The organism is Pseudomonas sp. JH-2 (genome assembly GCF_036231725.1).
In the GTDB taxonomy this organism is placed as follows: domain Bacteria; phylum Pseudomonadota; class Gammaproteobacteria; order Pseudomonadales; family Pseudomonadaceae; genus Pseudomonas; species Pseudomonas delhiensis.
This window is the reverse complement of the sequence record NZ_JAZAQP010000008.1, coordinates 1-15,613: the sequence shown is the minus strand read 5'-3', so window position 1 is coordinate 15,613 and position 15,613 is coordinate 1. Positions and strand designations below refer to the sequence as shown.

The 15,613-nt window shown below is 69.5% G+C and carries 13 protein-coding genes; 11 read left to right on the top strand and 2 right to left on the bottom strand.

The annotated features are described in order from the left end of the window. Positions 1 to 158 precede the first annotated feature (158 nt). Positions 159 to 914, bottom strand: coding sequence for an RsiV family protein (locus VV867_RS07700; protein ID WP_328566035.1), 756 nt, complete (start codon positions 912 to 914; stop codon positions 159 to 161). 193 nt (positions 915 to 1,107) lie between these two features. Here VV867_RS07700 and VV867_RS07695 point away from each other — a divergent pair, with 193 nt between their 5' ends. From VV867_RS07695 to VV867_RS07650, 10 genes are all read left to right on the top strand, one after another. Further along, positions 1,108 to 1,725, top strand: coding sequence for an NUDIX domain-containing protein (locus VV867_RS07695; RefSeq protein ID WP_089389967.1), 618 nt, complete (start codon positions 1,108 to 1,110; stop codon positions 1,723 to 1,725). Continuing rightward, entirely contained in the window at positions 1,716 to 2,174 is a 459-nt protein-coding gene (locus tag VV867_RS07690; RefSeq protein ID WP_009613530.1) for a DUF1249 domain-containing protein, read from the top strand. The genes VV867_RS07695 and VV867_RS07690 overlap by 10 nt, the downstream gene beginning before the upstream one ends. A gap of 155 nt (positions 2,175 to 2,329) precedes the next feature. Beyond that, complete coding sequence (cpdA, locus tag VV867_RS07685) at positions 2,330 to 3,142, top strand: 3',5'-cyclic-AMP phosphodiesterase (protein WP_089389968.1); 813 nt, start codon at positions 2,330 to 2,332, stop codon at positions 3,140 to 3,142. A gap of 48 nt (positions 3,143 to 3,190) precedes the next feature. Further along, positions 3,191 to 3,799: a YqiA/YcfP family alpha/beta fold hydrolase gene (locus VV867_RS07680; RefSeq protein ID WP_089389969.1), complete on the top strand. Its 609-nt coding sequence runs from the start codon at positions 3,191 to 3,193 to the stop codon at positions 3,797 to 3,799. Between the two features lie 24 nt (positions 3,800 to 3,823). Then, positions 3,824 to 5,722 carry a DNA topoisomerase IV subunit B gene (parE, locus tag VV867_RS07675; RefSeq protein WP_089389970.1) on the top strand — a complete coding sequence of 633 codons (1,899 nt, stop codon included), beginning with the start codon at positions 3,824 to 3,826 and terminating at the stop codon, positions 5,720 to 5,722. After that, a complete protein-coding gene (locus VV867_RS07670; RefSeq protein WP_328566034.1) occupies positions 5,722 to 6,732 on the top strand; it encodes an esterase-like activity of phytase family protein in 1,011 nt (336 codons plus the stop codon). The genes parE and VV867_RS07670 overlap by 1 nt, the downstream gene beginning before the upstream one ends. After that, complete coding sequence (locus VV867_RS07665; RefSeq protein WP_328566033.1) at positions 6,729 to 7,253, top strand: retropepsin-like aspartic protease family protein; 525 nt, start codon at positions 6,729 to 6,731, stop codon at positions 7,251 to 7,253. The genes VV867_RS07670 and VV867_RS07665 overlap by 4 nt, the downstream gene beginning before the upstream one ends. Positions 7,254 to 7,260: 7 nt before the next feature. Continuing rightward, complete coding sequence (gene parC, locus VV867_RS07660) at positions 7,261 to 9,525, top strand: DNA topoisomerase IV subunit A (RefSeq protein WP_109931909.1); 2,265 nt, start codon at positions 7,261 to 7,263, stop codon at positions 9,523 to 9,525. A gap of 155 nt (positions 9,526 to 9,680) precedes the next feature. Then, entirely contained in the window at positions 9,681 to 10,394 is a 714-nt protein-coding gene (locus VV867_RS07655; RefSeq protein WP_328566032.1) for a PqiC family protein, read from the top strand. A 141-nt stretch (positions 10,395 to 10,535) separates the two neighbouring features. Beyond that, positions 10,536 to 12,197: a glycosyltransferase family 39 protein gene (locus VV867_RS07650; protein WP_328566031.1), complete on the top strand. Its 1,662-nt coding sequence runs from the start codon at positions 10,536 to 10,538 to the stop codon at positions 12,195 to 12,197. A gap of 66 nt (positions 12,198 to 12,263) precedes the next feature. Here VV867_RS07650 and VV867_RS07645 read toward each other — a convergent pair whose 3' ends face one another. Next, positions 12,264 to 13,847 carry an AhpA/YtjB family protein gene (locus tag VV867_RS07645; protein ID WP_328566030.1) on the bottom strand — a complete coding sequence of 528 codons (1,584 nt, stop codon included), beginning with the start codon at positions 13,845 to 13,847 and terminating at the stop codon, positions 12,264 to 12,266. Positions 13,848 to 14,036: 189 nt separating this feature from the next. On the opposite strand from VV867_RS07645, the gene serB reads away from it, so the two are divergent. Beyond that, a complete protein-coding gene (gene serB / locus VV867_RS07640) occupies positions 14,037 to 15,257 on the top strand; it encodes a phosphoserine phosphatase SerB (protein WP_089389977.1) in 1,221 nt (406 codons plus the stop codon). Positions 15,258 to 15,613 lie beyond the last annotated feature (356 nt).

Sequence of the window (15,613 nt, the reverse complement as noted above, 5' to 3'; positions counted from 1 at the left end):
TCGTGCTCATGCCGGTGAACGCCATTCGCGTCTACCCCACCACCGTTGCCCCATCTGTAGGAGCGCGCCCTGCGCGCGATTCGCGGGCAGGGCCCGCTCCTACGGTTCCAGGGAGGCACGGCCGTAGGAGCGGACTCCGTCCGCGATTGGGCGCCCGGCTACTGCGCCCCACGCCCCGGGAAATAGTAGGGCTTCACGATCCCATTGAGCCGCGGATAGGGAATCTTCAGCTCCGGGTGCCCGACCGAGTGCGGGGCGATGCGGTCGATGTCGTACTTCAGCGTCAGCGCGCCAAAGGTCAGGGCGAAGTGCGGGGTCTTCTGGAACGGCCAGTCCCTGAGGAAGTTCGCGTCCTGCTCCACCAGCTTGTTCTGCACCACCCAGGCCTGGTGGGCCAGGCGCGCGGTGTCCCAGAACGCCTGTTCCTGGCCGGGCAGCAGCACGTCCTGCAGCGTCAGCACCTTGTGCAGGCGGCGGTCGTAGTTGATGAAGGCGCGGCCCGGGCGGCCGTACTCGCCGCCGGTGAAGACGTAGCTGGACAGTTCGAGGATCACCAGGCCGTCATGCTGCTCGCGTATCTTCGCCTGCAGGTAGCTGCTCCAGCCCGGCCTGGCGCTGGCCAGGAAATCCCGCTCGTAGCCGGCGAGGCTGGCCGGGCGCGGGTCGTCCGGGGTTTCCCGGGTGAGTTCGAGCAGCTGCTGCTCGATGGCGGCGTCGAGCGCGGGTTCGCCGTCGAAGCCCAGGGTGTCCAGGTTGAACAGCGGGCACTGCTCGCCCTGGCAGCCCGGCTGCAGGTGTTCGAAGGTGGTGTGGCGGGCGCTCAGCGGGTCGCCCAGGCCCGGGCCGAAGAGGCTCTGGCAGCCGCCGAGCGCCAGCAGCAGGCCCGCGGCGGCAAGGGTTTTCAGAAAATGCATGGGAGTCCTTCTTTGCGTGTCCGGCGGCGATCGGCCGCGCGGCTTGGACCGGCGAAGCCGCGCCGGGTTCGCCGCGCCGCCGAGTGTAGCAGTGTCGCGCGGCTCCCCGCCGGGCGGTGGCGGAAAGAGGCTGCACGGGGCACGGCGTCGCGCTAGGATGGCGCGAAGTTCAACCGATCAGCGAGTGTGTGGGATGGCGGATATCTTCAAGGCGGGCCCTGACGATGTGGAGATCACTCGGCGCGAGGAATGCTTCCGCGGCTTCTATCGCATCGAGCGTCTGCACCTGCGTCATCGCCAGTTCGCCGGCGACATGGGGCCGCTGATCAGCCGCGAGCTGTTCGTCCGCCACGATGCCGTCTGCGTGCTGCCCTACGACCCGCACCGCGACGAGGTGGTGCTGATCGAGCAGTTCCGCGTCGGCGCCATGGAGGCCGGGGTCAACCCCTGGCTGCTGGAGTTGGTCGCAGGCTTGATCGACAAGGACGAGGAACCCGAGGAAGTCGCCCGCCGCGAAGCCGTCGAAGAGGCCGGCCTGAACCTCGGCGCGCTCTGGCCGATCAGCCAGTACCTGCCCTCGCCCGGCGGCAGCAACGAGCTGGTGCACCTGTTCGTCGGCCGTTGCGACAGCAGCCTGGCCTCGGGCATCCATGGCCTGGAGGAGGAGGGCGAGGACATCCGCGTCCACGTGCTGGCCCTGGAAGATGCCCTGCAGGCCGTGCGCGACGGGCGCGTCAACAACGCCGCGAGCATGCTCGCCCTGCAATGGCTGGCGCTGAACCGTGCCGAGGTCCGTGGGCTATGGGTGTGAACCTGCTGCGCGAGCGCTACCGCGTCGACCTCGCCGGGCTGCAGGCCACCTGCGAGGCCAACTACCTGCGCCTGATGCGGTTGCTGCCGGACATGCGCGAGGTGCAGTCGCAACGCCGCGTGGCGCTGAGCGAGGGCGAACGCCTGCTCGGCGTGCTGGCCCTGGAGGTGATCGAGGCCTGCCCCTACACCACCACCCTGCAGGTGCGCCAGGAGCTGGGCCTGCCCTGGCTGCCCGCGCCGCGCCTGGAAGTGCGCGTCTACCATGACGCGCGCATGGCCGAAGTGGTTGGTGCCGAGCAGGCGCGCCGCCTGCTGGCCATCTACCCTTATCCGAACCAGGCCATGCACCAGCCGGACGAGAAGAGCCAGCTCAACCTCTTCCTCGGCGAGTGGCTGAGCCATTGCCTGGCCTGCGGCCACGAGCTGGAGCCGGTGCTGCAGCGCTGAAACATGGGTAGTGGCACTGCGCCATGATAGAATGTCGTTCGTCTGGCCGACGGCGAGCTTACTGTGAACTGTGACTCTTTCCCGGTTTGCCCGGCACCGGGGCTGTCACCATACTTCCTTCAACGACGACGCCTCGCCTGACAGGAGAAGGCGCATTGCCTGCGAAAGAATTTTCCTCAAATGAGCCGGTGCTGCTGGTGCAGCTCTCCGACAGCCATCTGTTCGCCGAGCATGATGGCCGACTCCTTGGCATGGATACTGCGGACAGCCTGAAGCAGGTGGTGAAGCGGGTTCTCGAGGAGCAGCCGCAGGTCGACCTGGTCCTGGCGACTGGTGATATCTCGCAGGACGGTTCCGTGGAATCGTACCGACGTTTCCTGGATATCTGTTCCAGCATCCAGGCGCCGAGCCGCTGGTTCCCCGGCAACCACGACGAGCTGGCGCCCATGCGCGAAGTCTGCGCCGACAGCGACCGGCTCGACCCGGTGCTCGACCTGGGCGCCTGGCGCATCGTCCTGCTCGACTCCACCATTCCCGGCGCGGTGCCCGGGCAGGTGTCCGCCGAGCAGCTCGCCCTGCTGGACGAGGCCCTGCACGGCGCGCGCGAGCGCCACGTGCTGGTGGCCTTCCACCATCACCCGGTGAGCATCGGCAGCCAGTGGATGGACCGCATCGGCATCCGCAACCCGCAGGACCTGTTCGCCGTGCTCGACCGCCACCGCCAGGTGCGCTGCCTGCTCTGGGGCCACGTGCACCAGGAGATCGACCGCCTGCGCGGCGACGTGCGCCTGCTGGCATCGCCTTCCACCTGCGTGCAGTTCGCCCCGGGCAGCGAGGACTTCGGCGTGGACAGCCTGGCGCCGGGCTACCGCTGGTTGCGCCTGCTGCCCGATGGCGGCGTGCAGACCGGCGTGTCGCGGGTCACCGGCATCGATTTCCAGGTGGACTACAGCGTCCAGGGCTACTGACGCGTGCGGCTTGCAGGCAGCGGCTCGCTGCTTGTAGCCTCCCGCACCATGACCGACATCCTCTATATCCACGGCTTCAACAGTTCCCCGGCCTCGCAGAAGGCCCGCCAGCTGATGGCTGTCATGGGCCGCCTGGGCCTGCAGGCGCATCTGCGGGTGCCCGAGCTGCACCACCACCCGCGCCAGGCCATGGCCCAGCTCGAGGCGGCCATCGGCGAGCTCGACAGGCCCTTGCTGGTCGGCAGTTCCCTGGGCGGCTACTATGCGACCCATCTTGCCGAGCGGCACGGCCTCAAGGCCCTGCTGATCAACCCGGCGGTGCTGCCCCACGGCCGTTTCGACGGCTACCTGGGGCCGCAGAAGAACCATTACAGCGGCGAGGAGTGGGTGCTGACCCAGGAACACGTCGACGCCCTGGCGGAACTCGAAGTGCCGCCGCCGGTCGATGCGGCGCGCTACCAGGTGTGGCTGCAGACCGGCGACGAAACCCTCGACTACAAGGTGGCCGCGGTGTTCTACCGGGCCTGCGCCTTGCGCATCGAGGCCGGCGGCGACCACAGCTTCCAGGGCTTCGCTCGCTGGCTGCCGGCGCTGCTGGCCTTCGCCGGGGTGCCGGCGAGCCGCTGGCACGACCTCGATTTCTCCACTTTCGACTGAATTTGCTGACTGAAAAGGGACCCCATGGCCCAGCAGAACGCCTATACCGCAGAAGCCATCGAAGTCCTCTCCGGCCTCGATCCGGTGCGCAAGCGCCCGGGCATGTACACCGACACCACGCGGCCCAACCACCTGGCCCAGGAAGTCATCGACAACTCCGTGGACGAGGCCCTGGCCGGCCACGCGAAGAGCGTGCAGGTGATCCTCCACGAGGACAACTCGCTGGAAGTGATCGACGACGGCCGCGGCATGCCGGTGGACATCCACCCCGAAGAGGGCGTGCCGGGGGTCGAGCTGATCCTCACCAAGCTGCACGCCGGCGGCAAGTTCTCCAACAAGAACTACCAGTTCTCCGGCGGCCTGCACGGCGTGGGCATCTCGGTGGTGAACGCGCTTTCCACCCAGGTGGAAGTGCGCGTCAAGCGTGACGCCAACGAATACCGCATGACCTTCGCCGACGGCTTCAAGGCCAGCGACCTGGAAGTCGTCGGCAGCGTCGGCAAGCGCAACACCGGTACCACCGTGCGCTTCTGGCCCGACCCGAAGTATTTCGACTCGCCGAAGTTCTCCGTCAGCCGCCTGAAGCACGTGCTCAAGGCCAAGGCCGTGCTCTGCCCGGGGCTGCTGGTCAGCTTCGAGGACAAGAGCAGCGGCGAGCGCGTCGAATGGCACTACGAGGACGGCCTGCGTTCCTACCTGGCCGACTCGGTGTCCGAGCTGCCGCGCCTGCCGGAAGAGCCCTTCTGCGGCACCCTGGCCGGCAGCAAGGAGGCGGTGGACTGGGCCCTGCTGTGGCTGCCCGAGGGCGGCGAGTCGCTGCAGGAAAGCTACGTCAACCTGATCCCCACGGCCCAGGGCGGCACCCACGTCAACGGCCTGCGCCAGGGCCTGCTCGACGCCATGCGCGAGTTCTGCGAGTTCCGCAACCTGCTGCCGCGCGGCGTGAAGCTGGCGCCGGAAGACGTCTGGGAGCGCATCGCCTTCGTCCTCTCGATGAAGCTGCAGGAACCGCAGTTCTCCGGGCAGACCAAGGAGCGCCTGTCCTCCCGCGAGGCCGCGGCCTTCGTCTCCGGGGTGGTCAAGGACGCCTTCAGCCTGTGGCTCAACGCCAACCCCGAGCTGGGCCTGCAGCTGGCCGAACTGGCCATCAGCAACGCCGGCCGCCGCCTCAAGGCGGGCAAGAAGGTCGAGCGCAAGAAGATCACCCAGGGCCCGGCGTTGCCCGGCAAGCTGGCCGACTGCGCCGGCCAGGACCCGATGCGCGCCGAGCTGTTCCTGGTGGAGGGCGACTCCGCCGGTGGCTCGGCCAAGCAGGCGCGGGACAAGGAGTTCCAGGCGATCATGCCGCTGCGCGGGAAGATCCTGAACACCTGGGAAGTGGACGGCGGCGAAGTCCTGGCCAGCCAGGAAGTGCACGACATCGCCGTGGCCATCGGCGTCGACCCGGGCGCCGCCGACCTGACCCAGCTGCGCTACGGCAAGATCTGCATCCTCGCCGACGCCGACTCCGACGGCCTGCACATCGCCACCCTGCTGTGCGCGCTGTTCGTCCGCCACTTCCGCCCGCTGGTGGAAGCCGGGCACGTCTACGTGGCCATGCCGCCGCTGTACCGCATCGACCTGGGCAAGGAAGTCTTCTACGCCCTCGACGACGCCGAGCGCGACGGCATCCTCGACCGGCTGCTGGCCGAGAAGCGCCGCGGCAAGCCGCAGGTCACCCGCTTCAAGGGCCTGGGCGAGATGAACCCGCCGCAACTGCGCGAAACCACCATGGACCCGAACACCCGGCGCCTGGTGCAGCTGACCCTGGAAGACGCCGAGGGCACCGTCGAGATCATGGACATGCTGCTGGCCAAGAAGCGTGCCGGCGACCGCAAGTCCTGGCTGGAGACCAAGGGCAACCTGGCCGAGGTCCTGGCCTGATGCGCCGCGTCCTGGCCGCCCTGGCGGCCGTGCTCGGCTGCGCCCAGGCCCTGGCGGACGCACCCGCGGCGGGGCAGGGGCCGGCCCTGCAGTTCCTTTCCGAGCACGCGGTGGAAGGCATGCCCGGCGGCAACCTGTCGGGGCTGGCGCTGTGCGGCGGCGAGCTGTGGACGGTATCCGACCGCGACGACGACCGCCTCTACGGCCTGCGTCCGGACGAAGCCCCGGGCAGCGTCTGGCAGGCCCGCGCCGAGACCTTCAGCGTGCCCGGGCTGCCCGACAGCGGCCTGTCCTGGGGCGCCCGCGCGCGCACCTGGCTGTACGGCCTGGTGCGCGGTGGGGCCATGGACTTCGAAGGTGTCAGCTGCGACGGCAAGGGCAACCGCTACCTGGTCAGCGAGGCCTATGCCGGCGTGCTGCGGGTACCTGAGGCCGGCGCCGCGCAATGGCTGGAGCTGCCGCCGACGCTGCTGCGCCAGGCCCGCGCCAGCGGCCTGCTGATGGTCAACAACGCCTACTACGAAGGCCTGGCCATCGACGCCGACGGCAAGCGCCTGTGGCTCGCCGCCGAACGCCAGCGCCGCGGCCTGCTGCGCCTGCGCAACGACAACGGCAGCTGGAAATGCGACGGCGCCTGCGTGCTGCTCAGCGAGGGCGGCACGGCGCTGCCGCCGCCGCAACTGGAAAGCGACAAGCCGCTGGCCCTGGACTTCTCCGACCTGGCGCTGTACCAGGGCAAGCTGTTCACCCTGGAACGCCTGGTCCACCAGGTCTGCCGGCGCAACGCCGACAGCGGCGCCGCCGAGCGCTGCTGGTCGTTCGCCGACGGCGCCCTGGCCCCGCAGCGCCGCTACGCCTTGCCCTATGGCGTGGCCGAGGCCCTGGTGATCGACGACAAGGGTGCCTGGATCGGCCTGGACAACGGCGATGCGGCGCGCGCCGACGGCGATGCGCGGCCCTACGTGTTGCGCTTCGCCGCCCCGGCGGAGGGCTGGCTGGGTGGCAAATGAGCGAAGCACAACCCGGACGCCGCCTCGGCAAGGTCATGATGCTGCTCGCCTGGCTGGCCGGCATCGGCCTGGCCACGCACTTCTTCGGCCTGTGGGAAAAGCGCCAGCACAACCCCAACGTCCAGCCGCAGTCGCTGCACGGCGACGGTTACGTGGAACTGCGCCTGCTGGGCAACCGCCAGGGCCACTACGTGTTCGACGGGCTGATCGACGGTACGCCGGCGACCTTCCTGCTGGACACCGGCGCCAGCGCCGTGGCCGTGCCGGAAGCACTGGCCCTGCGCCTGCAGCTGCAGCGTGGCGCGCCCATCGACCTGGACACCGCCAACGGCCGCACCCGGGGCTGGCGCACGCGCCTGCAGCGCCTGGAGCTTGGCGACATCCTGCTGCGCGACGTGCCGGCGATCATCGCCCCGGGCATGGGCGGCAACGAGGTGCTGCTCGGCATGAGCGCCCTCAGACAACTCGAATTCTCCCAGCGCGACGGCACCCTGGTGCTGCGCCAGAACACTTCCCCGTGAGGCACGCATGAGCGAAACCCTCGATCTGAGCCTGGAAGGCGTGGAGCGCCGCTCCCTCGCCGAGTTCACCGAACAGGCCTACCTGAACTACTCCATGTACGTGATCATGGACCGCGCCCTGCCGCACATCGGCGACGGCCTCAAGCCCGTGCAGCGGCGCATCGTCTACGCCATGAGCGAGCTGGGCCTGGACGCCGACTCCAAGCACAAGAAGTCGGCGCGCACCGTCGGTGACGTGCTGGGTAAATACCACCCCCACGGCGACTCGGCCTGCTACGAGGCCATGGTGCTGATGGCCCAGCCGTTCTCCTACCGCTACCCGCTGGTGGACGGCCAGGGCAACTGGGGCGCGCCGGACGATCCCAAGTCCTTCGCCGCCATGCGCTACACCGAGGCGCGCCTGTCGCGCTACGCCGAGACCCTGCTCTCCGAGCTGGGCCAGGGCACCGCGGACTGGGTGCCGAACTTCGACGGCACCCTGGAGGAGCCGGCGGTGCTGCCGGCGCGGCTGCCCAACCTGCTGCTCAACGGCACCACCGGCATCGCCGTGGGCATGGCCACCGACGTGCCGCCGCACAACCTGCGCGAAGTGGCCGCGGCCTGCGTGCGCCTGCTCGACCAGCCGGACGCCGGCGTCGGCGAACTGCTCGAGCACGTGCAGGGCCCGGACTTCCCCACCGAGGCGGAGATCATCACCCCGCGCGCCGACCTGCAGAAGATCTACGAAACCGGCCGCGGCTCGGTGCGCATGCGCGCCGTGTACCGCGTCGAGGACGGCGACATCGTGGTCACCGCGCTGCCGCACCAGGTCTCCGGGGCCAAGGTGCTGGAGCAGATCGCCGCGCAGATGCAGGCCAAGAAGCTGCCGATGGTCGCCGACCTGCGCGACGAGTCGGACCACGAGCACCCCACCCGCATCGTCATCATCCCGCGTTCCAACCGCGTGGACGCCGACGAGCTGATGACCCACCTGTTCGCCACCACCGACCTGGAAAGCTCCTACCGGGTGAACCTCAACGTCATCGGCCTGGACGGCAAGCCGCAGGTCAAGGACCTGCGCCAGCTGCTGACCGAGTGGCTGACCTACCGCACCGACACCGTGCGCCGTCGCCTGCAGTTCCGCCTGGACAAGGTGGAGAAGCGCCTGCACCTGTTGGAAGGCCTGCTGATCGCCTTCCTCAACCTCGACGAGGTGATCCACATCATCCGCACCGAGGAGCAGCCCAAGCCGGTGCTGATGGAGCGCTTCGCCCTCACCGACGTGCAGGCCGACTACATCCTCGACACCCGCCTGCGCCAGCTGGCGCGCCTGGAAGAGATGAAGATCCGCGGCGAGCAGGAAGAGCTGGCCAAGGAACGCGCCAAGCTGCTGGCGATCCTCGGTTCCAACGCCAAGCTGCGCAAGCTGGTGCGCGACGAGCTGATCGCCGACGCCGAGGCCTATGGCGACGACCGCCGCTCGCCGATCGTCGAGCGCGCCGAGGCCAAGGCCCTCTCGGAAACCGAACTGATGCCCACCGAGCCGGTCACCGTGGTGCTCTCCGACAAGGGCTGGGTGCGCTGCGCCAAGGGCCACGACATCGACGCCGAAGGGCTTTCGTACAAGGCCGGCGACACCTTCAAGGCCGCCGCGCCCGGGCGTTCGAACCAGTACGCGGTGTTCATCGACTCCACCGGGCGCAGCTACTCGCTGGCGGCCCACAGCCTGCCGTCGGCGCGTGGCCAGGGCGAGCCGCTGACCGGCCGCCTGACGCCGCCACCGGGCGCCAGCTTCGAGCGCGTGCTGCTGCCCGAGGACAGCGCCCTGTACGTGCTGGCCTCGGACGCCGGCTACGGCTTCGTGGTCAAGGGCGAGGACATGCAGGCCAAGAACAAGGCCGGCAAGGCCCTGCTCAGCCTGCCCAACGGCGCCCAGGTGATGGCGCCGCGGCCGGTGGCCGACGTCGAGCAGGACTGGCTGGCGGCGGTGACCACCGAGGGCCGCCTGCTGCTGTTCAAGGTCTCCGACCTGCCGCAGCTGGCCAAGGGCAAGGGCAACAAGATCATCAGCGTGCCGGGCGAGCGCGTGGCCAGCCGCGAGGAATACCTGACCGACCTGGCAGTCCTGCCGCCGGGGGCGACCCTCGTGCTGCAGGCCGGCAAGCGCACCCTGTCGCTGCGCGGCGACGACCTGGAGCACTACAAGGGCGAGCGCGGCCGGCGTGGCAACAAGCTGCCGCGTGGCTTCCAGCGGGTCGATGCGCTGCTGGTCGAGTCGCTGTCTCAGGACTGAAACGCTCTGCGATACACTCTGCCTCTGGAGCTATGGCGCCGGTTAAGGGATGATAGGTCCCTTTGACACCGGCGCCTTGGCTCCATTGTCGTTTTGGTTAGTGGTTTTTTGTAGCAAGTGACGCCGATCTTCGGCGAATTAACGGTGATTGCACGATGAGCGCCCTGCGCGTCCTCGCATGTCTTTCCCTCGTCGGCCTCCTCGGGCTGGCGGGCTGTACGGTGAATCGACCGACCCAGCTGTACCAACTGGACGCCGGGGCGACCCCGGTGCCCACCCGCGACAACGGTATCGCCGTACTGCTCGGGCCGGTGCAGCTGGCCGACTACCTGCAACGTGAGTCCATGGTCCAGCGCCAGGCCGATGGCATCCTCAACCTGTCCACCGAGGCGCGCTGGGCCGGCAGCCTGGAAACCAACGTCAGCCAGTTGCTGGTGCGCCAGTTGTCCAGCAGCCTGGACACCACCCGCCTGGCACTGTTCCCGGAACAGCCGGGGTTCACCCCGCAGGTGCAGGTGATGCTGACCATCAGCCGCCTGGATTCCGGCCCGAAGGAGCCGGCGGTGCTGGATGCGCGCTGGCGCCTGCTCGACCAGAAGGGCACGCTGCGCGACAGCCGCGTGTTCCATGAAGAGGAAAAGCACGACGGCAGCCTGCAGGACCAGGTCCGCGCGCAGAGCGAGCTGCTGCGCCGCCTCGCCGGGCAGCTGGCCCAGGACGTGCGCCCGGTGGCGGTGGCCGCCGAGCAGCCGGCGGCGCCACGCAAGCCGGCAGCGGCCGCCGAACAGGCCGCCAAGCCCAAGGAAGAAGGGCCGAAGATGCCGCTGGTGGTGCCCATCCACAACAACGTCGAAGTCTTCCGCTTCTGATCGCCGACGGCCCGCGGGCGCCCTGCGCGCGGGCCGCTCTTCGTTGACGAATTCTTGACCATGACGGTGCTAACAAGGCTGCGGTTCTGCCGGCGCCGTTGATCGGAATCCCTTCGGTCGGCGCCCGGCGGGGGTAGGTCCTTGCCACCGTTCATCTCCTCGTCGCCCTTGCCCTCCCGGCTGGCCAGCCTGGGCCCGGCCGCCCGCGCCTGGCTGCTGGGGGCGCTCGCCCTGCTGCTGTTCTGCGCCCAGGCCAAGGGGCGGGCGATCATCGGTTTCGACGCGCGCTTCGTGCTGTTCGCCCAGGAGATGCTGCGCCACGGGCCGAGCCTGTTCCCCAGCACCTACGGCGAACCCTACCCGGACTACCCGGGCACCTCGACGCTGCTGGTCTACCTGCTGTCGCTGCCTTTCGGCCGCGTCGACAGCCTGGGCGCCTGGCTGCCTTCGGCGCTGGCCGCGGCGGCCGTGGTGGCCCTGGTGTACCGCCTGCTGGAGCCGATCTCGCCGCGCTGGGCGCTGCTCGCCGTGGCCCTGTTGCTGCTCACTGCGACCTTCGTCAGCGAGACCCGCGCGGTATCGCTGGACCAGATGGTCTCGGCCCTGGCCCTGGGCGCCTTCTACCTCGCCCGGCGCGACCACGGGCGCCCGCTGCCGCCCTTGCTGGCGCGGCTGGGGGCGCTGTTGCTGGGTGGCTTCCTGGTCCGCGGTCCGCTGGGCCTGGTGATTCCCGCCGCGGCGGTCTGCGCCTTTTGGCTGGCGGCGCGGGACTGGCGCCGGCTGCTGGTCTTCGGCCCGTTCGCCGCGGCCCTGCTGGTGCTCGCCTGCCTGGCGCTGCTGGGCGCGGCCCAGCTGAGCGGCGGCCCCGGCTTCGTCCGGGACGTGCTGCAGATGCAGGTCATCGGCCGTCTCGACGGCAGCGCCGGGGCCAGCTCGCCCTTCTACTACTTCCTCAGTGCGCCCGGCAATTACGCCCTGGCCTTCCCCCTGGCGCTGCCGGCGCTGCTGCTGCTGCCCTGCGCACGCGGGCGGGGTGAAGACGAGGGCACCCGGACCCTGCTGCTGGCCTGTGTCCTGGCTGCGCTGCTGGTGATGCTCGGCCTGTCCGTGCCCCAGGCCAAGAAGGCCCGCTACATCCTGGCGGCGGCGCCCTACCTGGCGATAGTCGCCGCCTACCCCTTCCAGGTGGCAGGCAGCCGCCTGGCCTCGGCGTTGCGCTGGGTCATGCAGGCCCTCTGGGCAATCCTGCCCGGGGTGCTGGCGCTGGCCCTGGCATTCGCCTGGCGGCGACTGGGCGGGCACTTGCAGAGCTATCACCTCGCCCTGTACGGCACCCTGGCCTCGTTGCTGGTCCTGCAGGGCTCTGCCCTGTGGATGCTGCGCCACCCGCGGCTACGGGCGCCGGGGCTGGCCGGTTGCGCCGCGCTGGCGCTGTGGGCGGCCTACATCCTCGCCGTCGAGCCCATGGAGCGCGGGCTGTACGGCACGCGTGCCTTCGCCCTGGCCGCCGACGCGGCCATGGCCGCCAGGCCGGCGCCGGTGGTTTTCGTCGGCCTGGGCAGGGACGCCAAGGCGATCAAGTACCTGGTCAACCTCGACCACGACCTGGCGCCGCGCTTCATCGACCAGGACAGCCAGTTGCAGGGGCTGCAGGGGCCGCTCTACCTGGTGATGTCGGCCGCGCGCCGGGATGCCTTGCGGGAGCCGCCGGTGGCTGGCCTGAAGCCCCTGGTGGCGGCGGATTTCGACCATGAGCCCCATGTGCTGCTGTACCTGCCCGCAGCGCAGCAGGCGCACGAATGAAGGGCAGGGCGGGTAGGCAGGAGGGCCGCAAGGCCGGCCAGCCCACGGGGGCGGCCGGCCTTCGGCTCAGGAGGTGCGCAGGGCGCGCATGCGGGTGAGCTGGCGTTCCAGCATCGATGGGTAGGGTTCCTTCAGCCATTCCACGCAACTGGCCTCGGCCGGGTTGGCGATGGCGCGGACGCGGGCGCGCTGGCGCACCTGCTCGTCCTCGGCGATGACGCGCTCGATCAGCAGCAGGTTGCGGCTGTGCTGGCTGAGGTTCAGGGCGTTCTGCACGGCGCTTTCCTGCAGCAGTTCGGCCTGGGCCAGTTCCGCCAGCTCGTCGCCCTGGGTCAGGCCCAGTTGCAGTTGCAGGGTGATGCCGCTGTCCACCACCTCGATCTGCAGGGCGTGGCCGAGGGCGCGCATCAGCTCGCCGCAGCACAGGGCGTGGGTGAGGTAGTCGTCGTCGTCGCGGGCGTGGAAGAGGATCAGGCTGCCGCCGTCGCTGAGGGTGAACAGCTGGCCCTTGTACAGGCGCGCGGCCTGCTCCAGGCAGTCGCGGTAGCGTTCCAGCAGGTCCACCAGGCGGCTGCGCGGCAGGCGCCGCAGCTGCTCCTGGTTGCCCAGCTGCACGGCCAGCACGGCGCAGGGGTTGGGCAGCACCGGCTCGGGTTCTTCCTCGGCGGTTTCCTCGGTCTCGTCAGCTTCTTCGACGAAGTCCTCGGAAAATTCCTCTGCGGCCAGGGGCGCTTCTTCGTGCAGTTCGTCCTCGGCGAAGATGTTCTCGTCGAACTCATGCTCGTCGCGCGGCAGGTCGAGGCGGGGTTCGCGCTTGTCGTCCGGCTCGCCGGCGGTTTCGCCCTCGGCGTCCTTCTCGACGGGGTCTTTCGTGGGCTTCGCCGGCGCCGGTGCGGCGGCCTTCGGCGCTGCTTTGCGGGGCGCGGGGGCGGGGGCCGGTTCCGGGGCCGGCGGCTTCTCCGGCACCAGGCGGGCCTGGAGCTGGCGGGCCAGGTCGCCGATCTCGTTCTGCAGGCCGGCGCCGGGGGCGGGGTCGTCCGGGTCGCGCAGCCACACGCGCAGCTGCAGCAGCGGGGTGGAGATGTGGCGGCCCAGGCGCAGGCTGAGGGTCAGGGTGAGCAGCAGCAGGATCAGGCTGATCAGGCCCATGCTCTGCAGGCTGACCATCATCGGCTGCTGGAACTGCTCCATGTCCAGGCTGATGCGCAGCTGGCCGGCCATGACCTCCTGGAAGGTGATCTGCGTCGAGTAGACCCCCTCGGTGTCGCCCAGCAGGCCCTGCTTGGGCCGCGAGCCGGCCTCGGCCAGGGTGCGGCCGTCGGCGCTGTAGATGGCGGCATGGGCCACCAGCGGGTTCTTGGTCAGGTTGCCCAGCAGCACGTTGAGGCTGAGGATGTCGTTGGACACCAGCAGTTCGGTGGCCGAGGCCGCGGTCTGGGTGGTCAGGCTCTGGCCCACGGCATCGGCCTGCTGGTGCATGGCCTGCTTGAACTGCATGCCCATCACCCAGGCGTAGATCAGCAGCGCCGCCGCCACCAGCACCAGGCTGTGGATGGCGATGCGCAGGGCGATGGGCACCCGGCGCTGGCGCAGGGCGTGGTACAGCAACAGGAAGAAATTGTCGGGCTTGACGGACGTGGGCCGGGTCACAGCGGGCTCGGTCTTCTATGAAAGGACAGTCCCGGCAGTATAACGGCGCCCTGGGAAGGGGCAAAGCGCCGGTCCGCCCGTGATCCGGCCGGCGCGCACGATCCGATCGGCGGTTGTGCCGCCGGCGGGCGAGGCGACGGCCGAGAAAGGCGGTAGAATGTGCGCTTTTTCCATGGCGGAGACTGCGCCTTGCGCGAAATCGTCCTGATCAACATCACCGGGGAAGACCGCCCCGGCCTCACCGCGGCCATCACCGGCGTGCTGGCCCAGGGCGGGGTGAACATCCTCGACATCGGCCAGGCGGTGATCCACGACACCCTGTCCTTCGGCATCCTGGTGGAGATCCCCGACACCGAGCGGGCCTCCGCGGTCCTCAAGGACGTGCTCTTCACCGCCTACGAACTCGACCAGCAGGTGCGCTTCACCCCCGTTTCCGAGGCCGACTACCAGCAATGGGTCGGCGGCCAGGGCAAGCCGCGCCAGATCGTCACCCTGCTGACGCGCCGGGTGACCGCCGAGCAGTTGCAGCGGGTCAGCTCGATCACCGCCAAGTACGGGCTGAACATCGACCACATCGACCGCCTGTCCGGGCGCATGCCGCTGGACATGCCGGCCGAGCGCGGCAAGGGCTGCATCGAGTTCTCCGTGCGCGGCGAACCGGCCGACCCGGTGGCGCTGCGCGCCGAGTTCCTCAGCGTGGCCCAGGAGCTGAACGTCGACATCGCCTTCCAGCGCGACTCGCTGTACCGCCGCAACCGCCGCCTGGCGGTGTTCGACATGGACTCGACGCTGATCGAGGCCGAGGTCATCGACGAGCTGGCCAAGGCCGCCGGCGTCGGCGAGAAGGTCGCCGAGATCACCGAGCGCGCCATGCGCGGCGAGCTGGACTTCCGCGCCAGCTTCAAGGAGCGCCTGGCGCTGCTCAAGGGCCTGTCCGAGGACGTGCTCGAAGAGATCGGCGCCTCGCTGCGCCTGACCGAGGGCGCCGAGACGCTGTTCGCCGAGCTCAAGCGCCTGGGCTACAAGACCGCCATTCTCTCCGGCGGCTTCACCTATTTCGCCCGCCAGCTGCAGGCGAAACTGGGCATCGACTACGTCTTCGCCAACGAGCTGGAGATCGTCGACGGCAAGGTCACCGGCGTGGCCGTCGAGCCGATCGTCGACGCCCAGCGCAAGGCCGACCTGCTGCGCGAACTGGCGGCGAAGGAAGGCCTGCAGCTGGAGCAGACCATCGCCGTGGGCGACGGCGCCAACGACCTGCCGATGCTCGGCCTGGCCGGCCTGGGCGTGGCCTTCCGCGCCAAGCCGCTGGTCAAGCAGTCGGCCAAGCAGGCCATCTCCACCCTGGGCCTGGACGGCATCCTCTACCTGCTGGGCTTCCGCGACCGCGAGGGCGTGGACGGGCGTTGAGCCACGCCGCCGCCGTCGAATGCCGGTGTGGCGGCCAACGGCGGATAACCGCGAACGGTTATTCGCCCTACGGTTCAGGGCGGTGCCGTAGGGCGCATAACGCCTACGGCGTTATCCGCCGCCATCGAACACCGGTGTGGCGGCTAACGGCGGGTTATTCGCCCTACGCGAACCTTGGCCTCCTGCTCCTCCCTTAACCTTGTCATTCCCGCGAACGCGGGAACGCAATGGCTTGGGGGCTTGGTGTAACGCGTCGCTCCGAGTGCGTTGATGTCTCTTGTTTCGCCCCCTCGGGCGAGTCCCTTTTGTCAAACGGTGGAAGGCCACCCCCGCAAAAAGGAACCAAAAAGGCTTGC